This is a genomic window from Streptomyces sp. NBC_01016 (genome assembly GCF_026341035.1).
Classification (GTDB): domain Bacteria; phylum Actinomycetota; class Actinomycetes; order Streptomycetales; family Streptomycetaceae; genus Streptomyces.
Window position 1 is genome coordinate 1,519,624 of record NZ_JAPEOQ010000001.1, and the last position, 19,997, is coordinate 1,539,620.

15 protein-coding genes are annotated in these 19,997 nt (G+C 73.0%); 7 read left to right on the forward strand and 8 right to left on the reverse strand.

What is annotated here, in order from left to right; all coding sequences use genetic code 11:
• Nucleotides 1-3 precede the first annotated feature (3 nt).
• Entirely contained in the window at nt 4-2,259 is a 2,256-nt protein-coding gene (locus tag OG746_RS07205; RefSeq protein ID WP_266712618.1) for a heavy metal translocating P-type ATPase, read from the forward strand.
• A 149-nt stretch (nt 2,260-2,408) separates the two neighbouring features.
• Nucleotides 2,409-3,578 carry a glycosyltransferase 87 family protein gene (locus OG746_RS07210; protein WP_266718759.1) on the forward strand — a complete coding sequence of 390 codons (1,170 nt, stop codon included), beginning with the start codon at nt 2,409-2,411 and terminating at the stop codon, nt 3,576-3,578.
• 115 nt (nt 3,579-3,693) lie between these two features.
• Here OG746_RS07210 and OG746_RS07215 read toward each other — a convergent pair whose 3' ends face one another.
• Together OG746_RS07215 and OG746_RS07220 are read right to left on the reverse strand one after the other, a co-directional pair.
• Entirely contained in the window at nt 3,694-5,337 is a 1,644-nt protein-coding gene (locus tag OG746_RS07215; RefSeq protein ID WP_266712620.1) for a DNA repair helicase XPB, read from the reverse strand.
• A 64-nt stretch (nt 5,338-5,401) separates the two neighbouring features.
• Entirely contained in the window at nt 5,402-7,858 is a 2,457-nt protein-coding gene (locus tag OG746_RS07220) for a helicase C-terminal domain-containing protein (protein ID WP_266712622.1), read from the reverse strand.
• Nucleotides 7,859-8,224: 366 nt separating this feature from the next.
• On the opposite strand from OG746_RS07220, the gene OG746_RS07225 reads away from it, so the two are divergent.
• Nucleotides 8,225-9,286, forward strand: a complete 1,062-nt coding sequence (locus OG746_RS07225) for a hypothetical protein (protein ID WP_266712624.1) — start codon at nt 8,225-8,227, stop codon at nt 9,284-9,286.
• A 31-nt stretch (nt 9,287-9,317) separates the two neighbouring features.
• Here OG746_RS07225 and OG746_RS07230 read toward each other — a convergent pair whose 3' ends face one another.
• Nucleotides 9,318-10,280, reverse strand: a complete 963-nt coding sequence (locus tag OG746_RS07230) for an ABC transporter substrate-binding protein (RefSeq protein WP_266712626.1) — start codon at nt 10,278-10,280, stop codon at nt 9,318-9,320.
• Between the two features lie 66 nt (nt 10,281-10,346).
• Here OG746_RS07230 and OG746_RS07235 point away from each other — a divergent pair, with 66 nt between their 5' ends.
• Nucleotides 10,347-10,988, forward strand: coding sequence for an HAD family hydrolase (locus OG746_RS07235; RefSeq protein WP_371590983.1), 642 nt, complete (start codon nt 10,347-10,349; stop codon nt 10,986-10,988).
• On the opposite strand, the gene OG746_RS07240 is transcribed toward OG746_RS07235, so the two are convergent.
• A complete protein-coding gene (locus OG746_RS07240) occupies nt 10,967-11,227 on the reverse strand; it encodes a hypothetical protein (protein WP_266712630.1) in 261 nt (86 codons plus the stop codon). The genes OG746_RS07235 and OG746_RS07240 overlap by 22 nt on opposite strands.
• A gap of 207 nt (nt 11,228-11,434) precedes the next feature.
• Here OG746_RS07240 and OG746_RS45420 point away from each other — a divergent pair, with 207 nt between their 5' ends.
• The gene (locus OG746_RS45420; RefSeq protein WP_323179557.1) at nt 11,435-11,818 is read left to right on the forward strand and encodes a cold-shock protein; all 384 of its coding nucleotides are present in this window, start codon (nt 11,435-11,437) and stop codon (nt 11,816-11,818) included.
• A gap of 18 nt (nt 11,819-11,836) precedes the next feature.
• Here the strand turns inward: OG746_RS45420 and OG746_RS07250 are convergent, their stop codons facing one another.
• From OG746_RS07250 to OG746_RS07265, 4 genes are all read right to left on the reverse strand, one after another.
• Nucleotides 11,837-12,709 carry a 1,4-dihydroxy-6-naphtoate synthase gene (locus tag OG746_RS07250; protein ID WP_266712632.1) on the reverse strand — a complete coding sequence of 291 codons (873 nt, stop codon included), beginning with the start codon at nt 12,707-12,709 and terminating at the stop codon, nt 11,837-11,839.
• Nucleotides 12,706-13,404 (reverse strand): futalosine hydrolase, encoded by a 699-nt coding sequence (locus tag OG746_RS07255; protein WP_266712634.1) that lies wholly within the window; start codon nt 13,402-13,404, stop codon nt 12,706-12,708. Before OG746_RS07255 ends, OG746_RS07250 begins: the two co-directional genes overlap by 4 nt.
• The gene (locus tag OG746_RS07260; protein WP_266712636.1) at nt 13,374-13,850 is read right to left on the reverse strand and encodes a DUF2771 domain-containing protein; all 477 of its coding nucleotides are present in this window, start codon (nt 13,848-13,850) and stop codon (nt 13,374-13,376) included. The genes OG746_RS07255 and OG746_RS07260 overlap by 31 nt, the downstream gene beginning before the upstream one ends.
• A gap of 79 nt (nt 13,851-13,929) precedes the next feature.
• Complete coding sequence (locus tag OG746_RS07265; RefSeq protein ID WP_443063122.1) at nt 13,930-15,336, reverse strand: MFS transporter; 1,407 nt, start codon at nt 15,334-15,336, stop codon at nt 13,930-13,932.
• 302 nt (nt 15,337-15,638) lie between these two features.
• Here OG746_RS07265 and OG746_RS07270 point away from each other — a divergent pair, with 302 nt between their 5' ends.
• Both OG746_RS07270 and OG746_RS07275 read left to right on the forward strand, forming a co-directional pair.
• Nucleotides 15,639-16,568 carry a DUF3027 domain-containing protein gene (locus tag OG746_RS07270; RefSeq protein ID WP_266712638.1) on the forward strand — a complete coding sequence of 310 codons (930 nt, stop codon included), beginning with the start codon at nt 15,639-15,641 and terminating at the stop codon, nt 16,566-16,568.
• Between the two features lie 207 nt (nt 16,569-16,775).
• The gene (locus OG746_RS07275) at nt 16,776-19,979 is read left to right on the forward strand and encodes a sacsin N-terminal ATP-binding-like domain-containing protein (protein WP_266712640.1); all 3,204 of its coding nucleotides are present in this window, start codon (nt 16,776-16,778) and stop codon (nt 19,977-19,979) included.
• The last annotated feature ends 18 nt before the right edge of the window (nt 19,980-19,997 follow it).

Here is a 19,997-nt window from a genome sequence, read left to right on the forward strand (position 1 = left end):
AGCATGTCGGCGCACACCGTCGCCCCATCCGCGCAGGTGGAACTCGCCATCGGCGGCATGACCTGCGCGTCGTGCGCCGCCCGCATCGAGAAGAAGCTGAACCGGATGGACGGCGTCGAGGCGACCGTCAACTACGCGACCGAGAAGGCCAAGGTCAGCTTCGACGGCGGCATCGAGGTCGCGGACCTGATCGCCACCGTCGAGGCCACCGGCTACACGGCACAGGAGCCCGCACCGCCCGCCCAGGCGGCGGAAGCCCCCGAGGAGGGCGACGAACTCCGGCCGCTGCGCCAGCGGCTGATCACCGCCGTCGCGCTCGCCGCCCCGGTCGTCGCCATGGCGATGATCCCCGCCCTCCAGTTCGAGTACTGGCAGTGGCTGTCCCTGACGCTCGCCGCGCCCGTCGTCACGTACGCGGCCTGGCCCTTCCACAAGGCGGCGTTCACGAACGCGCGGCACGGGGCCGCGACGATGGACACCCTGGTCTCGGTCGGGGTCTCCGCCGCGTTCCTGTGGTCGCTGTGGGCGCTGTTCTTCGGCACGGCCGGCGAGCCCGGCATGACGCACCCCTTCGAGCTGACCATCGGGCGCAGCGACGGCGCCGGGAACATCTACCTGGAGGCCGCCGCCGGAGTCACCGCCTTCATCCTCGCGGGCCGCTACTTCGAGGCGCGCTCGAAGCGGAAGGCGGGCGCCGCGCTCAGGGCGCTGCTCGAACTCGGCGCGAAGGATGTCACCGTCATCCGGGACGGCGGGCGCGAAGAGACCGTCCCCGTCAGTGACTTGAAGGTCGGCGACCGCTTCCTGGTCCGCCCCGGCGAGAAGATCGCCACGGACGGCGCCGTCGTCGAGGGCACCTCCGCCGTGGACGCCTCCATGCTCACCGGCGAGTCCGTGCCCGTAGAGGTCGCGACCGGGGACGCGGTCACGGGCGCGACGCTGAACGTCGGCGGACGCCTCGTCGTCGAGGCCACCCGCGTCGGCGCCGACACGCAACTCGCCCGCATGGCGAAGCTCGTCGAGGACGCGCAGAACGGCAAGGCCGCAGCCCAGCGCCTCGCCGACAAGATCTCCGCGGTCTTCGTCCCGGTCGTCATCGCGCTCGCCATCGCCACGCTCGGCTTCTGGCTGGGGAACGGGGCGGGGTGGACGGCCGCGTTCACCGCAGCCGTCGCCGTCCTGATCATCGCCTGCCCGTGCGCCCTCGGGCTCGCGACGCCCACCGCCCTCATGGTCGGCACCGGTCGCGGCGCCCAGCTCGGCGTCCTCATCAAGGGCCCGGAGGTCCTGGAGACCACTCGTAAGGTCGACACGATCGTCCTCGACAAGACCGGAACCGTGACCACCGGACGTATGACGCTGCTCGGCACGCACACCGCCGAGGGCGTCGAGCGGGCCGAAGTGCTGCGCCTCGCCGGGGCGTTGGAGCACGCGTCCGAGCACCCGATCGCGCAGGCCGTGGCGGCGGGGGCGGCGGCCGAGGTCGGGGCGCTGCCGACGCCCGAGGACTTCGTGAACGTCGCGGGTCTCGGTGTCCAGGGTGTCGTGGACGGGCACGCGGTGCTGGTCGGGCGCGAGCAGTTGCTCCGGGAGTGGGAGATCCGGCTTCCGGAGGGGCTCGCGCGGGCGAAGGCCGAGGCCGAGGAGGCCGGGCGTACGGCGATCGCCGTGGCCTGGGACGGCGAGGCGCGTGCGGTGCTCGAGGTGGCCGACGCGGTGAAGGAGACCAGCGCGGAGGCCGTCCGGCGGCTGCGGGGGCTCGGGCTGCGGCCGGTGCTGCTGACCGGGGACAACGAGGCGGTCGCCCGTTCCGTGGCGGCGGAGGTCGGGATCACGGATCCGGCGGACGTCATCGCGGAGGTGCTGCCGCAGGACAAGGTCGACGTCGTCAAGCGCCTTCAGGGCGAGGGGCGTTCGGTGGCCATGGTCGGCGACGGGGTCAACGACGCGGCGGCGCTCGCGCAGGCGGATCTCGGTCTTGCGATGGGGACGGGGACGGATGCGGCGATCGAGGCGGGTGACCTCACGCTCGTACGGGGTGACCTGCGGTCGGCCGTGGACGCGATTCGGCTTTCGCGGCGGACGCTGAACACGATCAAGAGCAACCTGTTCTGGGCGTTCGCGTACAACGTGGCGGCGGTTCCGCTGGCCGCGGCGGGGTTGTTGAATCCGATGATCGCGGGGGCGGCGATGGCGTTCTCGTCGGTGTTCGTGGTGGGCAACAGTCTGCGGCTGCGGAGGTTCCGGGGGAGTTTCTGAGCTGCGCGGGGGCGGGGTCGCGGGGTTCTGCCCCGGGCCCCGCGAGTCCCGTCCCGGAGCGGGGCCCGATGTGGCTCACTCGCCGCCGGGGCCTGAATGGCGCACCTGCTGCAAGGGCTGAAATAGGGTCAGTTGTCGTGATTGACCGTATGCGTGCCGCTGGGCCGTTTGTTCTTCTTGCGGCCTCCGTGGGTGCGCTTCTCGCTCTCTGCGTTCTCCGGTCCGCCCCGATGGCGGATGTTCTCGTCTATCGGGCCGAGGGGGCCGCCGTGCTCGCCGGTGGCGGTGATCTGTACGGGTTCACGGTCACCGAGTGGCAACTGCCCGCCACGTACCCGCCGTTCGCGGCGCTGCTCTTCGTGCCGACGGCGTGGGTTCCGCTGGGCGTCCTCAAGGCGGTCTTCCTCATCGGCAACATCGGGCTGGTCGTGGTGCTGGTCCGGCTGTCCTGCCGGTTCGCGGGGCTGCGGGTGACGTGGGCGGGGGTGTGCGCGGTCGCCGCGCTCGCGCTGTGGCTCGAACCGGTCTTCCAGACGGTGCTGTTCGGGCAGATCAACCTCGCCCTCGCGTGCCTGATCCTGTGGGACCTGACCAGGCCGCCCGGCGCGCCCGGCAAGGGCCTCGCACTCGGCATCGCGACCGGCATCAAGCTCACGCCCGCCGTCTTCATCGTGTACCTGTTCCTTGCGGGGAGGCGGCGGGAGGCGGCGCACGCGGTGGCCGGGTTCGTCGGCACCGTCGCGGTGGGTGCGCTCGTCCTGCCGTACGCCAGTGGGGAGTTCTGGACGCGGCGGCTCTACGAGACGGGGCGGGTCGGCAAGGCGTGGATCGTCGACAACCAGTCCTTGCAGGGGCTGGTCGCGCGGGTGTTGCACGAGGCCGAACCGGGGTTGCTGTGGGCGGTGCCGGCGGCCGCCGTCGGTGTGGCCGGGCTGTACGCGGCCCGGGCCGCCAGGACTCCGGCGCGGGGTGTCGTCCTTGCCGCGCTCACGGCACTCCTCGTCTCGCCGATCAGCTGGTCGCACCACTGGGTGTGGTGTGTGCCGCTGATCGCGGTGGTGTGGGCCGAGGGGTGGCGCCGTACGGCGTGGGCACTCGCGGCCCTCTTCACGGCCCGCACCATGTGGCTACTGCCGCACGAGGGCGACCTGGACCTCCACCTCGCCTGGTGGCAGCAGCCATTGGCGTCGCCGTATCCGCTGGCCGGAGTGGCCCTGCTCGGCTGCGCCGTGGCGGGCCCCACCGCAACTCGCAGCCTGCACCGGGGTGCCGCCTTGCCCACCCTGCCGCCCAAGGCGGCAGATTGCCCAAGCCGGTGACGCCCGACCGCCACGGTCGGGGAACCGGGCATTTCAAGCCCCGCCGGCGATTGAGGCGCGGGGTCCGGGGCGGAGCCCCGTGGCGTGGGGCGCCGGTTCCCGGTAGGACGACGGGTCAGCTCTCCGCCAGGAGTTCGTCCGCGTCGACGATCCGGTAGGCGTACCCCTGCTCAGCCAAGAAGCGCTGCCGGTGCGCTGCGAAGTCCTGGTCGATGGTGTCGCGGGCGACGACCGAGTAGAAGCGCGCCTCGTGCCCGTCCGCCTTCGGCCGCAGCACACGGCCGAGCCGCTGCGCCTCCTCCTGGCGCGAGCCGAACGTGCCGGACACCTGGATCGCGACCGTCGCCTCGGGGAGGTCGATCGAGAAGTTCGCGACCTTCGACACGACCAGCACGCTGATCTCGCCCTGGCGGAACGACTCGAAGAGCTTCTCGCGCACCGCGTTCGTCGTTTCGCCCTTGATGACCGGCGCGTCCAGGTGCTCGCCCAGCTCGTCGAGCTGGTCGATGTACTGGCCGATGACGAGCGTCTGCTCACCCGCGTGCTTGCGGACCAGCGCCTCCGTCACCTTCTGCTTCGTGGCCGTCGTCGCACAGAACCGGTACTTCTCCTCGGCCTCGGCGGTGGCGTACGCGAGTCGCTCGGAGTCGGTGAGGTTGACCCGTACCTCGACGCAGTCCGCCGGGGCGATGTAGCCCTGCGCCTCGATCTCCTTCCACGGAGCGTCGAACCGCTTGGGGCCGATGAGCGAGAACACGTCGGACTCGCGCCCGTCCTCACGTACGAGGGTGGCGGTGAGCCCGAGGCGGCGGCGCGCCTGGAGGTCGGCCGTGAACTTGAAGACCGGCGCGGGCAGCAGGTGCACCTCGTCGTAGACGACGAGGCCCCAGTCGCGGGAGTCGAAGAGCTCCAGGTGCGGGTACACACCCTTCCGCTTCGTCGTCAGGACCTGGTACGTGGCGATGGTGACCGGGCGGATCTCCTTCCTCGTACCGCTGTACTCGCCGATCTCCTCCTCGGTCAGCGACGTCCGCCGCACCAGCTCGTGCTTCCACTGGCGGGCCGAGACGGTGTTCGTGACGAGGATCAGCGTGGTCGCCTTCGCCTCGGCCATGGCCCCGGCACCGACGAGCGTCTTGCCCGCGCCACAGGGGAGGACGACGACACCGGACCCGCCGTGCCAGAAGTTCTCCACGGCCTGCTTCTGGTACGGGCGCAGGGACCACTCGGCCTCGTCGAGCTCGATCTCGTGCGCCTCGCCGTCCACGTACCCGGCGAGGTCCTCGGCCGGCCAGCCCAGCTTCAGCAGCGTCTGCTTGATCTGGCCGCGCTCGGAGGGGTGCACGGCGACGGTGTCGGCGTCGATCCTGTTGCCGACCAGCGGCTGGATCCGCTTCGAGCGGAGGATCTCCTCCAGGACGGGACGGTCGGTGCTGGTGAGCACGAGCCCGTGCGCCGGGTGCTTGCTGAGCGTGAGCCGCCCGTAGCGGTCCATCGTCTCGGCGATGTCGACGAGCAGCGCGTGCGGCACGGGGTACCGGCTGAACTCCACCAGCGCGTCCACGACCTGCTCCGCGTCGTGCCCGGCGGCCCGCGCGTTCCACAGCCCGAGCGGCGTCACCCGGTAGGTGTGGATGTGCTCGGGAGCCCGCTCCAGCTCGGCGAACGAGGCGATGGATCGGCGGCAGGCGTCGGCCCTCTCGTGGTCGACCTCGAGGAGCAGTGTCTTGTCGCTCTGGACGATGAGTGGACCGTTCACGTACGTACATCCCTTCCGCACGGGCCAAACGTCCAGTGTGCCGCATCCCGGCAAGCGCGGGGCATCACTGCTCGGAGAGCTCCGCCACCCCCGTCACCCGGTGCAGCGGATAGGTGCGGACCTCGTCGGCCGTGTGGTCGTAGGCGGTGACGAAGCCGCCCTCGACGCGGACGGGGGCGATGACGCGCTGGCTCGCGGCGCCCTCCGCGTTGACGTAGCCGATCCAGAGGGCCTCACCGGTGAGGACGGCCGCCTGCATCGTGGCGAGGGTCTCGGCGGATCCGGTGCGCGGCAGCTCGCCGTTGCCGGGGTGGGCCGGGGCCTGCTTGCGCGGGGCGGTGGAGGCGGCGTCGCCGGCGCGGATCGCCCGCAGCGCCGCGTCGATGAGGGTGTCGTCGGGCAGCGGCGGGCCGTCGGGGACCGGGTCGGGCGCGGTGCGGGGCGGGGTGCGGTGGGCGTGCGCGCGGGCGATCAGGACGTCGCCCTCGGGAGTCTCGGCGGCCGGGGCGAAGCCCATGGAGCGCAGGCCTTCGAGGAGCGTGCCCGGGTCGGCCTGCGCCGCGAGGACGGTCGGCGCGAGGCGGCGCAGGCGCAGCGGCGCGGACCGCCTGTCAGCCATGATCTCGCCGAGCACGGCGTCGTCGTCGCAGCGCACGTACGCGGAGGCCGCGCCGATCCGCAGATGGCCGTGGCGGCGGGCGACGTCGTCGATGAGGTAGGCGAGGGGCTGCGGGACGGGCGTACGGGAGTGCTGGGCGAGGAAGGTCTGCAGGTCGGACGCCGTGCGGCCGGAGTCGAGCGCGCGGCGCACCGAGCCCGGAGTGAAGCGGTAGACGGTGGCGCCGCCCTTCGACTCGATGTCCGCGAGTACGGAGAGGGCGTCCGCGAGCGGGCGCTCCAGGGGTCCTGGCGCGACCGCCGTGAGGTCGGCCTGGAGGAGGACGTGGTCGAGCGGCTCGGGCAGCAGCGGCGCCAGGATCTTCGCGGCGCGGGCGGCGGTGAGGGCCGCTTCGGCGGGGGTGAGGGGGTGCGGGGCGGCGTGGTCGTCGTCCGGGGACCGGAGCAGCGTCCTGCCGTGCGCCGAGAGCGCGCCGCGGCCGGTGATGCCGAGCAGCTCGGCCTCGGCCAGCGTCCACTGGGCGAGGCGGGTGCGCAGGTCGAGGGCGGCGGGGGACGGACGCTCCCAGGTGAGGCGTTCGATCACGGAGTCGGGGTCGGGGGAGGCCCCTTCCGGCAGCTCGGTGAGCAGCAGGGCGAGGACCCGGCCCCGTACCTCGGGAGCCGCCGAACGGTCCAGGTGCGGGCCGAGGGCGGACAGCGTTCTGTCCTTGCCGTCCCGGCTGCCCACCAGGCCCGCCGTGCGGGTCGCGGGCAGCCACGCCGCCGCGAGCCGCTCCCAGCGCTCGGCGGGCGGCAGCAGCACCCACTCGTCGTACGCGGGCGTCGCGGCGTAGCGCTCGTCGGCCTCACTGTCGGAGGCCAACAGGCCTGCCGCATAGGCGAGTTCGACCCAGAAGGCGGCGGTCGGCTCGGTGCTGTCGAGGGCGACGGCGGTGCGCTTGAGGTCGCGGACGCTGAGGCCGCCCGCGCGGAGCACGGCGGGGCCGCCCTCGTCCCAGTCCTTCAGCAGCTCCTCGACGGTCGACACCGCCGTGTACGCCTCGGCCGCCGCCGCGGCGTCCACAACCTGTGGACGGTGCGTCGCCTTCTCCCGTACGGGAGGCGCGAGCGGTTCGAGGCCCCGGTGGGCGCGGCCGCCGCGCAGATGCAGCGCCACCTCCCGGGGCAGCACCACGGTGCCGGGGTTCGTCGGCACGAGCAGACCGCGGTCGAGCAACCACCGCAGGTGCGCCGCCGGTTGGGCCGTGACCTGCCCGTACGGCGGGCCCCACACCAGCCGGTTCAGTACGTCGATGGACTCGGCCGGCGCGTCGTCGAGCAGCGCCGACATCCGGGTCGGGTCGGTGAACAGGGCGGTGAGCGCGGCCACGGCCGACACCGGGTCGTGCGTCGACGGCAGGCCCGCCGCCCCGACGATCTCCTGCACACGCCCCGGCGACATCCCGGACGTGACCTCCGCGACGGTCGGGCCGAGGCCGGTCGGGGACGGGTGCTGCGGGGTGGGCGCGAGCAGTTCGCGGGCGGTGCGGACGAGGCGCAGCTGGTCGTCGTCGCCGCCCCAGACGAGGGCCTGACCGCGGAGGGTGGCGACGGCGCGGGGGAGCGCGGCGGCGGAGTCCTCGCCGGGGAGGAGGGTCTCCAGCGTTCCGTACGTCGTCGGGTCCGGGGCCACCGCGAGGGCCTGCGCCACCTGCTGCGTGTACCGGTCCAGGCGCTCGAGCGCGCGGATCACCGAGGCGCGGGTGCCGGCGCGGGTGGCGAGCTGCGTCATGTCGTTCGGCACGGGGCCGAGCAGATCGGGGCGGGCGCGCAGGAGTGCTGCGAGGGACCCGTCGTCGCGCGCGCGGAGCGCTTCCGCGAGGGAGCGGGGTGCTGCCGCGGTCGTCTGCTCGTCGCTCATCCCACCCACGTTAGCGGCCCGAACCCGCAGCACCGTCGTTACGCCCTCGGGGCTCCGCCCCGAACCCCGCGCCTCAATCGCCGGCGGGGCTTGATAGATCAAGCCCCGCGGCACTTGATGGATCGATCCCGGCGGGCCCAGATATTTCGAGCCCGGCGGGACTTGATGGCTCGAGCCCGGCGGGACTGGACATTTCGAGCCCGGCGGGGGGTCGGTATTTATAGCCCCGCCGGCGATTGAGGCGCGGGGTCCGGGGCAGAGCCCCGTGACCGGGGGACGGACGACCGTGACCATTCGCGATACGGACGACCGAACCCATTCGCGATACCGTCGACACGTCAACAGCGCCACCCCGGAGGGGACTTCGTGGGGATCGAGAGTGATCAGATCGTCTTCGACTACCTGAGCAAGGTCGGAGACCTGGCCCAGTCACGGCAACTGCCGTCGTCGACCCGCATGCGCCTCGTCGCAGACCTGCGCACCGAGATCGACCGACGCCGCGCAGCGGGCGGCGCCGAAACCCCGGCCGCCGTACGCAGACTGATCGGCCGGATCGGCACGCCGGACCAGATCGTCGCCGGCGCGAAGGACGGCGACGGCACCTACGACTTCGGTCCCGCGGGCGACGAACCCGAGCAGAGCAGAGGCACGCTCGGCCGGATCGTGCCGAAGGCCCGCGTACGCCGCAAGGCCGCGCCGGACGAGCCACCCGTGGACGCGGACGATGGCCCGACCCCCGTACACCTCGCCGGCACCGACGAACTGGGCACGCTCGAGGCCGCCGACTGGTGGCGCGCCGGGGGCGGCATACCGGGCACCGAGGTCGACGACGTGCCGGGGTTCGTCGGCGGCATAGAGATCCCGGACATACTCAAGCCGCCCGGTGCGGGCCGCGGCCCCGACCTCCGCAAACGCCCACTCCCTGAACCGGCCAGGGCCAGGGCCGAGGACGAGTACGCGTACGAAGAGGACGAGGACGACGAAGAGGACGACGGCGTCGAGGGCGCGGAGCCAGGAACCGCCAGGCCCCGCCTCCGGTTCCGGCCCCGCCGCAAGGCGTCCCGCGTCCCCCGCGCCTCCTTCGGCCGCTCCTTCAATCAGCCCTTCCTGCTGCTCGCCGCCCTCGCCCTGGTCGTCGGCGCCGTACTCGGCAACATCCTCGTGCTGCTGCTCGGCTGGGCCGTCATCTACCTGTCCCGGCAGCTGACCATCGGGCAGAAGAAGTTGGCGGTGTTCGGCCTGCCGGGGCTTGCCGCGCTCACCGGCATCGTCTGGTTGTGGGGGCGTGGCGACGGGCGGTGGGGCGATCCGATCCCCGGCGGCAGGCTGAGCGGCGCGCTCGACGAGACGTGGCCGTGGGTGCTGCGGTGCGCGGCGTTCGCCTCGGCGCTCTACCTGGTGTGGCGGGCACGCTCGCCCCGTCTCTAGCCTAGCCCCCAATAAAAACCGGCTCCTTCGCCTACCGCGCCAGGTCCGACTGCAGCTCCGAGAGGATCTGGTCGGCCGCCGTGTAGCCGACGCCGTCCGCCCACAGTCCGTCGCCGACGTTGTAGACCCGGCTGTCCCGCACCGCCCTGATGCCGCGCCACTGGCCGCTCGTGGTCGCCTCCGCGACCTTGGCCAGGCCCGGATTGCCGTACGTGGACGTGAAGATGGCGTCCGCGTCCGCCTTGCCGATCTGCTCGGGCCCCACGTCGTACGAGAGGCCGCCCCGAGCCTGGTTCGTGATCGCGGGGCGGCCGAGGCCCACGTCGGACAGGATCGTGCCGGTGGGGGTCCGCCTGCCGTAGATGCGGATGTCGGAGCCCGCGACGAACCGGACGACGTTGACCTCGGTCCGCGCCGCCGCGCCCGCCCCGCCCACGGCCTTGGTGACGGCGGCGACGTGGGTCTTGTACTTGGCCGCCACCTGCCGGGCCCGCGCCTTCTCGCCGAGCGCGTCGGCGTGCACGAGGAAGTTCCGCTTCCACGCGTAGTCGGCGGAGCCGGTGAGGACGGTGGGGGCGATGGCGCCGAGCTGCTCGTAGCGCCGGCCGTCGTGGGCCTTGTCGCCGATGATCAGGTCGGGCTTCAGCGCGGCGATCTTCTTCAGGTCGGGACTGTTCCGCTCGCCGACCTCGGTGATGCCCTTGGTCTTCGACGCGGGCAGGTACGCGGGGAGGGTCTGCTCACCGCCGGCCCGGGTGGCTCCCACGGGCCGCACGCCGAGCGTGATCGCCGAGTCGAGCCCGGCGGTGTTGAGGACGACCACGCGCTCGGGGAGGTTCTTCACCTTCACGTCGCCCATCGCGGTGCCGACCGTGTGGCTGCCGGAGGCCTTGGCGGCGGGCTTGGCGGCGCCCCCGCCGTCGTCCGAGCTGCAGGCGGACAGGGTGAGCGCGAGGACGAGGGCGGCGCCGAGGGCGAGGCGGGTGCGGTTCATGGGGGCCCATGGTGCCCCTGGGATCGCCTGCGGGGAAGCCGTCGGCGGGCAGGCAGAATGATCCCCATGGCTCCCCACACAGACCCCACGCCCACCGGCCCCACCGTCGGCTTCGATCTCGACATGACGCTGATCGACTCCCGGCCCGGCATCCGTGCCACCTGGGTCGCGCTGTCCGAGGAGACCGGGGTGCAGGTCGACGCGGACCTGGTCGTGTCGCGCCTGGGCCCGCCGCTGACCGACGAGTTGGCGAACTGGTGCCCGCCGGAGCAGATCCCGGCGATGGTCGACCGCTTCCGTGAGATGTATCCCACATACGCGATCGAGCCGACGCCGGCGATGGCGGGCGTGCGCGAGACCATAGCCGCCGTGCACGCGGCGGGCGGCCGGGCGATCGTCGTCACCGCGAAGTACGAGCCGAACGCCAAGCTGCACCTGGCGCACCTCGGCATCGACGCGGACGCCGTCATCGGCAACCTGTGGGCCGAGGGCAAGGGCCACGCGCTGCGCGAGCACGGCGCGAGCGTCTACGTCGGCGACCATGTCGGCGACGTACGCGGGGCACGCACCGCGAACGCCCTGTCCGTGGGCGTGACGACAGGCCCGTGCGACGCCGCCGAACTGCGGTCGGCGGGCGCCGACGTGGTGCTGAAGGACCTGACCGAGTTCCCGGCCTGGCTGGAGGGTTACGTCGCCGAGCGCGCCTGACGGCGTTGCGCGGCGACGCCGCGGAGCACTCCGGCCGCGGCGATGACGAACCCGACGCCCATCAGCATGCACACGGCATAGGAAATCGTCGGGAACGGGTCGGTGTGGAGGAACAGCGGCGCCATCGTGACGAGGGTGGCGATCGCCCCCACGATGAAGACGATGCCGCCTGCTTTCACGAGGCCGTCGCCGGGGCCGGTCTCGGCCACCGCGGAATTGGCTTGGGTTTTGTCGCGCACCCAGCAAGGGTAGTTCCCAGCGCAGAGAGACAAACAGGGGCCAGGCACAGACCAGCACGGACCAGCGAGCGAACCCTCGGGCGACATCTTGTCACCGGCCCCGGGAGCAATAGTCTTGGTGACGGCGGGTCGGACCACGGCCCGCTGTCCTGCTATCCAGCCGCTTTATCCCAGCGTTTTCTTCTAGTACGAGGACGAGGACTTCACGTGCCTACCGGCAAGGTCAAGTGGTTCAACAGCGAGAAGGGCTTCGGCTTCCTCTCCCGCGACGACGGCGGCGACGTCTTCGTGCATTCCTCCGTACTTCCCGCAGGCGTGGACGCCCTCAAGCCCGGCCAGCGGGTCGAGTTCGGGGTCGTCGCAGGACAGCGCGGCGACCAGGCGCTCTCGGTCACCATCCTGGACCCGACACCCTCGATCGCGGCGGCACAGCGCCGCAAGCCGGACGAACTGGCCTCGATCGTCCAGGACTTGACGACGCTGCTGGAGAACATCACCCCGATGCTGGAGCGCGGCCGCTACCCGGACAAGGCCGCGGGCGCGAAGATCGCCGGTCTGCTGCGGGCGGTGGCGGACCAGCTGGACGTCTGAGCCGCTACCGCTACCCCGCTACGGGAAGGACAGCGCGTCCGGCGCGAGCGCCGGGACCAGGCCCTCCGCGGCGGCCCGGGTCAGCAGACCGCGGATCGCCGCGTAGCCGTCCTCGCCGAGGTCGGCCGTGAACTCGTTGACGTACAGGCCGATGTGCTGGTCGGCGACGGACGGGTCCATCTCCTGCGCGTGCGCCATGACGTACGGGCGGCTGGCCTCGGGGTCGTCCCAGGCCATCCGTACCGACGTGCGTACGGCGTCCGCGTAGGAGCGCAGCTTCTCGGCGCCCAGCGAGCGCCGCGCGATGATCGCGCCGAGCGGGATCGGCAGGCCCGTCGTGGCCTCCCAGTGCTCGCCCATGTCGGCGAGCTTGTGCAGGCCGTAGTTCTGGTACGTGAAGCGGGCCTCGTGGATGACGAGTCCGGCGTCGATCTTGCCGTCGCGCACGGCGGGCATGATCTCGTGGAACGGCATGACGACGATCTCGCCGACGCCGCCACCGGGCACCACGTCCGCGGCCCAGAGCCGGAACAGCAGGTAGGCGGTGGAGGTCTCGCTCGGCACCGCGACGCGCTTGTCGGACAGGTCCACGCCCGGCTCACGGGTGAGGACGAGGGGTCCGCAACCGCGCCCGAGCGCGCCGCCGCACGGCAGCAGCGCATAGTCGTCGAGGACGTACGGCAGGACCGCGTACGACACCTTGAGGAGCTCGTAGGCGTCCTCGCGGCGTTCGGCGACGCCGTTGGTGATGTCGATGTCGGCGAAGGTCACGTCGAGCGCGGGCGCGCCGGGGACGCGGCCGTGGGCCCAGGCGTCGAAGACGAAGGTGTCGTTCGGGCAGGGCGAGAAGGCGATGCGGGTGGGCTCGGCCCCCGCTGCGGTGTCGGTCATGTGTTCTTCCAACTCTCCAGTACGGGCGCGGTCTTCCCGAAGGCGGAGGCCAGCGCGGCGAGCGCGTCACCGATACGCCAGGCGTCGCGGTCGCGGGGGCCGACGGCGTTGGAGACGGCGCGTATCTCTGCCACCGGCACGCCGTGCGCGGCGGCGGCCTCTGCGACCCCGAAGCCCTCCATCGCCTCGGCCACGGCGCCGGGGTGGCGCTGCGCGAGCAGCGCGGCGCGGTCGGCGGTGCCGGTCACCGTGGAGACGGTGAGCACGGTGCCGACCGTGGCGGAGGCGGCCGACGCGAGGTCCCTTACGAGGGACTCCGGGGGCGTGTGGGTGACGGTGCCGAAACCGAGTTCGGTGACGGGGACGAAGCCCTCGGCGGTCTCGGCGCCCAGATCGGCGACGGTGATCGCGTCCGCGACCAGGACCGCGCCGGGGGCGGCCGTGAAGCCGCCGCCGATGCCGGCCGAGACGACCAGCGTGTACGGGCTGCCCGCGAGTTCGGCCTTCGTGAGCGCGGTCGCGGTGCCGGCGGCCGCGGCGGCGGGTCCGACCCCGACGGCTACGACGTCAAGCGTGGGGTGATCGTGCAGCGCGCCCGCCACCGCGTCCCGTTCGGCCGGGACGGCGGTGGCGATCAGTACGTGTGCGGGGGCTGCGGTATTCGTCAGCTGTCCTTCTCGAGCTTGAACGACCACAGGCCGTACGCCTTGGAGTTGCCGCCCGACAGGATCGTGACGGTGGTCGCGGAACCGGAGGCGCCGTACTGCTGGTTGAAGAAGACGCTGCCCGGAACCGTGCGGTAGGTCTTCTTGCTGGAGTCCGTGAGCGGCTGGCCGTTCATCAGGAGCGTCCAGCCCTTGTCGGCGATCTCCGGGTCGACACCGAAGCGGACCGTGGCGTCCGGGTCCACCTTGATGGACTTGGCGTCCTTGTCCTTCAGGCAGCCCTGCAGTTCGGTCGGCTTCAGCGGGTCGCCGTCGTTGTAGCAGCTGGCCTCGGAGTTCACCGAGTTGCGGTCCACCGTGACGGTGGCGAGCGGCGTCGGCTTGTCGCAGGCGGAGAGGACGAGGAGCCCGGCGCCGACGGCACCGACGGCGGCAACGGCGCGGCGGTGGCGCGCAACAAAACGCTGGGAGGTCATAGGCGGAAGGCTATCTGGCGGCGCCGCTCCCGCTCCGAGTGGGGGAGCGGGTGTCGCGTTTGCGCCTTGAAGGCAGTGCCTACGCCACGCGTGCCCGGCTCGTGGGCCCGGCGTGGCGTGCCGACGACAGCAGCCCGCGCACCGTGGCCAGCCAGCCCGCCGCCACGATGGCCGCCGCGACACTCAGCCCGAGCACCCCGTTCAGCGGCAGCGCGATCCCGATCGCGCCGCCCACCACCCACGCCATCTGCAACAAGGTCTCCGCGCGGGCGAACGCCGAGGTGCGCACCGCCTCCGGGACGTCCCGCTGGATCGTCGCGTCGAGGGACAGCTTGGCCAGCGCCTGCGCGAACCCGGCGACCGCTCCCAGACACGCCGTCATGAGCGGGCTGAAGAAGACGGCGGACAGGACGGCCACGCCGAGCACCACCGCGAGCACCGTCACGATGATGACCTCAGGGGCCCGCGCCTTCAGCCACGCCCCGACCGCCGTGCCCAGCGCGTTCCCCGCCCCCGCCGACACGCCCACGATCCCGAGCGAGACGGCCGCGCTCTGCCCGGACAGCGGGTGCTCGCGCAGCAGGAACGCCAGATAGAAGATCAGGAAGCCGGACAGACAGCGCAGCGTGGCGTTCGCGGCGAGGGAGTGCGTGACGGCCGGGCCGACCGTCCGCAGGCCCGGCTTGCGCGCCCTGGTCCGCGCCGGCCCGTGCAGATGCTCCTCGTCCGCCGCGAGCAGCGCCTTGCTCTCGCCCCGCGCCGAGTCCACCTTGTGCGGCATCGAGTACGACAGGAAGATCCCGCACACGTACAGCACGAAGGCCCCGTACAGCGGCCAGCGCGGCCCGAGCGCCTGCAGCCCCGCCCCGACCGGCGCCGCCGCGCCCGTGGCGAGCAGCCCGCCGAGCGTGACCCGCGAATTCGCCTTCACCAGGGAGAAGCGGGGTGGCAGGAGGCGTGGGACGACCGCCGAGCGCACCACCCCGTACGCCTTCGACGCGACGAGGACGCCGAGCGCCGCCGGGTACAGCTGGAGCCCGCCGCCCGTCACGGCGCCCGCGAGGACGAGGGCGAGCAGCGCCCGCGCCAGCATCGACGCGGCCATCGCGGCGCGCCGCCCGTGCGGCAGCCGGTCGAGCAGCGGCCCGATGACGGGCGCGAGGAGCGTGAACGGCGCCATCGTGATCGCGAGATACAGGGCGACCCGGCCGCGCGCCTCGTCCGTCGGCACGGAGAAGAACACCGTCGAGGCGAGGGCGACCGTGATCATGACGTCGCCCGCGCCGTTCAGCGCGTGCAGCTCGATGAGCTTTCCGAGCCCCGACTCGCCCGCACCGTGCGCGTGCGTCGCCTTGCGGATACCGCGTGCGGTGCCGGTGAAAGGGAGGTGCAGGGCACGGCCGATTTTGCGAAGGGGGTTCGGCGCGTCCGACGCGCGCGACGACGAACCCGACGACGACTTGAACGACGACCTACCGGCAGCCACCCAGCAATGGTGCCCCTTATGAGGGCGTACTAGTGCCGTTATGGACACGCTGGTCGGCTTTCCGGCCAGGTGCGCCTCGTACGTCGGTGTGGGCCCAGGGCGCCAGAGGAGGTAGCGTGCGTAGCGCGCCCGCGGCGGTTGTTCTCGGCCGCGCGCCTCTCGGCCATCCCGCAGAATGGATGGCGTAGGCGCGCCCGGTTCGTCGGGTGCGGACGTCGACGCGGCCCTCCGGTCCGCTCCGTCCGCGCTCCCGCACACAGGACGGCGCACTCGTGAGACGGCGTAGGAGAGAAGCGATACCTGTGAGCGCAGCGACAACGCGAAGCCGCACCCCTGACCGTCTGTGCGCGGAGGCGGTGGACATCGCCCGGGCAGCGGCCGAGGAGGCCGCGGCACCCGGTGTGGTCGGCGAGCACGTCGAGACGGTGGTCGAGGGCGACCGCGTCGTCACGCACCTCTTCGAGTGCAAAGACTTCGGCTACCGGGGCTGGCGCTGGGCGGCCACCGTGGCCCGCGCCTCCCGTGCCAAGTACGTCACGCTCGACGAGGTCGTGCTGCTGCCAGGGCCCGACGCCCTCCTGGCCCCCGAGTGGGTGCCGTGGAGCGAGCGGCTCCGCCCCGGCGACCTCGGCCCCGGCGATCTGCTGCCGACCGAGTCCGACGATCTGCGCCTGGAGCCCGGTTACACCGGGGAGGACACGCCGCCGCCGAACTCTCCGGTCTCGGACGACATGGCGGAGCTCGTCGAGGCGGAGGACGTCGAGATCACAGCGGGCCCGGTGGGCACGCTGCCGGTCGCGCCCACCCGTGGCTCGATCGCCGCGGTCGCCGAGGAGCTGGGCCTGCGCCGCGAGAGGGTGCTCTCCCGGTACGGGCTGCATGTCGCGGCCGACCGCTGGGAGGACTCCTTCGGGGCGAAGACCCCCATGGCACAGGCGGCCCCCGCCACCTGCGTCTCCTGCGGCTTCCTTGCGAAGATCGGCGGCTCGCTCGGCCAGGCCTTCGGCGTCTGCGCCAACGAGTTCTCCCCGGCGGACGGCCGGGTCGTCTCCCTGTCGTACGGCTGCGGTGGCCACTCCGAGGCGGCCGTCATGCCGAAGGCCCCGCGGCCGGCACCTCCGGTGATCGACGAGACGGTGGTCGACACGTTCCCGCTCCGCGTGGAGCCGGACGCGGGCTCGGTCGGAGCGGTCGCCTCCGGCAACGGGGACGACGACTTGGGGCACTCGTAGGCTGCATTTCGGCTTCCGGGGGCGGGTGACCAAATCCAGCCCCGCAGGGGGCACCTCCCAGCGTTAGCTGGGGGAGTTTGAGGCGCGGAGTCCGGGGCGGAGCCCCGTGACGTCAACCCCGGCATGGCTGCATGCTCACGGCAGCACGGGGAACCCTGCGCGATACGGTTCGGCCGATCACGACCACGCCGCCCAGAGGAGTCACCCGTGAGCGTCAGCAGAATCGCGCGCCCCGCACCGGAGGGCGTCGACCCCTTCGACACCGCGCGCCTGCGCCACACCGTGCTCCAGGCGTGGTCCGGCAGCGCCGCCCGCTTCCGCGAGGACGCCAACGCCGAGGAGGACCTCGCACTCGGCGGCTACCGCGACCGCCTCGTCGTCGAACTCGCGCAGAACGCCGCGGATGCCGCCGCACGGGCCGGCGTCGAGGGCCGCCTCGCGCTCACCTTGAAGGACGGCGTGCTCGCCGCCGCCAACACCGGCGCGCCCCTGGACGAGGCGGGCGTCGAGTCGCTGTCCACGCTGCGGGCCTCCGCGAAGCGGGAGGACACGAGCGGCGCGGTGGGCCGGTTCGGCGTCGGCTTCGCGGCCGTGCTCGCCGTCTCCGACGAGCCCGCGGTGGTCGGCCGGAGCGGGGGTGTGCGCTGGTCCCTGACGGACGCGCGGCTCGCCGCGTCGGACACGGCGCTGCGCAGCCCGGACCTCGGCGACGAGCTGCGGCGCCGGGACGGGCATGTGCCGCTCCTGAGGCTGCCGTTCGCGGCGGAGGGCTCCGCCCCTGATTCGTACGACACGGTGGTCATCCTTCCGTTGCGGGACGGCGCGGCGGAGGCGCTGGCCGCGCGGTTGCTGGAGGGTGTGGACGACACGCTCCTCCTTGCGCTGCCGGGGTTGACGGAGGTCGTGATCACGACGGAGTCGGGTGTGCGGACCTTGCGTCGCTCGGATGAGGCGCCCTATGTCGTGATCACGGACACGGGGTCGACGCCACGGGGCTCCGCCCCGGACCCCGCGCCTCAATCGCCGGCGGGGCTTGAATTGGCCCACCCGCCGGCGGGGCTTGAAAACCGATACCGCACCGTCACCCGCACCGGCCCTCTCGACGCCGCCCTCCTCGCCGATCGGCCCGTCGAGGAGCGGTTGCGGCCGCACTGGGCCGTGACCTGGGCCGTGCCGGTCGACGCCGACGGGGCGCCGCAGAGGCCGCGCAGCGAACCCGTGCTGTACGCGCCCACCCCCAGCGACGAGGCCCTCGGCGTGCCCGCCCTGCTCATCGCCTCGTTCCCGCTGGACACGGCACGCCGGCACGTCGCCCCCGGCCCGCTCACCGACTTCCTCACCGAGCGCGCCGCCGACGCGTACGCGGAACTGCTCGGCGGCTGGAGCCCCGTGGGCACCGGCATCCTCGACCTCGTGCCCGGACCGCTCGGCCGGAGCGAGCTGGACGGGGCCCTGCGCGCCGCCGTACTGGAGCGGCTGCCGCGCACCGCCTTCCTGCCCCCGGCGATCGAACCGGGAGACCCCGAGGACGACCGGCCGACCTCCCTCAAGCCCCGCGACGCCGAGGTCGTCGAGGGCGCGGGCGCCGAAACCGTACAGGTCCTCGCCGACGTGCTGCCCAGCCTGCTGCCCGCGGGCCTCGAACGGCGCGTGGAACTGCGGACGTTGGGCGTCGCCCGCGTCCCGCTGACCGAGGCGGTCGACCGCCTGGCGGGGCTCGAGAAGGAGCCCGGCTGGTGGCGTCGGCTGTACGAGTCCCTGGCCGGCGTCGACCCGGACCGGCTCAGCGGACTGCCTGTTCCGCTCGCCGGCGGCCGCACCACCATCGGCCCGCGCCAGGTGCTGCTCCCCACCGCCGAGGCCTCCACGGTCCCCGGTGAGGCGCTCGCCCGGCTCGGCCTCAAGGTCGCGCACGCCGACGCCGCCCACCCGCTCCTGGAGAAGCTGGGCGCCCTGCCCGCCACCCCGCGAGCCGTCCTGCGGACCCCGCAGGTGCGCGCCGCGGTCGCCGCGTCCCTCGACGACGAGGCGTCCGCCTGGGACGACGAAACCACCCTGGACGCCGACGAGTTGGCCGACGTCGTCCTCACCCTCGTACGCGACGCGCACCTCGACGTGGGCGACGAACCGTGGCTCGGCGCGCTGGCCCTCACCGACGACGAGGGCGAACTCGCCCCGGCCGCCGAACTCCTGCTCCCCGGCAGCCCGATCGCCGAGGTGCTGCGCGAGGACGAACTGCCCTTCGTGGACGGGGAGCTGGCCGAGCGCTGGGGGCAGGGGCCGCTCGCGGCCTGCGGCGTCCTCGCGACCTTCGCGCTCGTCCGCGCCACCGACGTCGTCCTCGACCCCGACGAACTCGACCCGCGCGAGAGCGACTTCCCCGAGCCGGACGACGCCGGGCTCCTCGACGCCGTCGACGTGTGGTGCGAGGACGTCCTCGACCGGCTGCCCGACACCCCGGTCCCGCCGGTCGCCAACGAGGTGACCGCCGTACGCGATCTGGACCTGGTCGACGAGGACCGCTGGCCGCAGGCGCTCGCGCTGCTCTCGCAGCCGCCGCTGCGGGACGCCCTCACCCAGCCGGTCCGCGTGCTGCTGCCCGACGGCACCCATGAGCTGGTCCGCCCGTACACGGCCTGGTGGCTGCGCGGGAACCCGGTCCTCGACGGGCGCCAGCCGGCCGGCCTGCGTGCCGAGGGCGGGGACCCGCTGCTCGTCGGCCTGTACGAGCCCGCCGACGCCGCCGGATTCGACGACGAGCAGGTCCTGCGCGCCCTCGGCGTCCGCACCTCCGTCGCCGCGCTGCTCGACGAGCCCGGTGGCGCCGCGGAGCTCCTCGACCGCCTCGCCGATCCCGACCGGCCGGTCGACTCGGCACAACTCCACGCTCTCTACGGCAAGTTGGCCGACCTCGACCCCGAACAGGTCACCCTGCCCGACGAGTTGCGTGCAGTACGGGACGGGGAGGTCGTGATCGTCGACGCCCGTGACGCCCTCGTCGCCGACGCACCCGACCTCATCCCGCTCACCGAGGGCCGCGCGCTCCTCCCGGTCACCCCGTCGAAGGCCGCGCACCTCGCGGAGCTGTTCCAAGTGCGGCGCCTGAGTGAGGCCGTGGGCACCGGGGAGGTCGAGGGCGGCGATGTGCACGAGGTGCCCGAACCCGTGCGCGTCCTGCTCGGGCCCGGGACCCCCACCTCGTACGTCGAGCACGAGGAGCTGTACGTCTCCGACGTCGAGGTCGACTGGTGCCGGGCACCCGACGGGGTGGTGCACGCGGCGACGCTCGAGGGCGTCGCGGCGGGCCTCGCCTGGGCGTCGGGCCAGTGGCCCCGGCGTTTCGAGGTAGCAGCCCTCCTGGAGGACCCGTCCCGCACGCCTGAGCTGGCACGCGACCGCTGGTTCGACTAGTTGCGCGGCCCAGCAAGC

Coding starts and splice junctions, on each gene's coding strand:
- OG746_RS07220 (WP_266712622.1), bottom strand. CDS start 7,858: ATGAGCGACGAGCAGACGACCGCGGCAGCACCCCGCTCCCTCGCGGAA.
- OG746_RS07260 (WP_266712636.1), bottom strand. CDS start 13,850: ATGACCTCCCAGCGTTTTGTTGCGCGCCACCGCCGCGCCGTTGCCGCC.
- OG746_RS07230 (WP_266712626.1), bottom strand. CDS start 10,280: ATGAACCGCACCCGCCTCGCCCTCGGCGCCGCCCTCGTCCTCGCGCTC.
- OG746_RS07205 (WP_266712618.1), top strand. CDS start 4: ATGTCGGCGCACACCGTCGCCCCATCCGCGCAGGTGGAACTCGCCATC.
- OG746_RS07210 (WP_266718759.1), top strand. CDS start 2,409: ATGCGTGCCGCTGGGCCGTTTGTTCTTCTTGCGGCCTCCGTGGGTGCG.
- OG746_RS07250 (WP_266712632.1), bottom strand. CDS start 12,709: ATGACCGACACCGCAGCGGGGGCCGAGCCCACCCGCATCGCCTTCTCG.
- OG746_RS07235 (WP_371590983.1), top strand. CDS start 10,347: ATGGCTCCCCACACAGACCCCACGCCCACCGGCCCCACCGTCGGCTTC.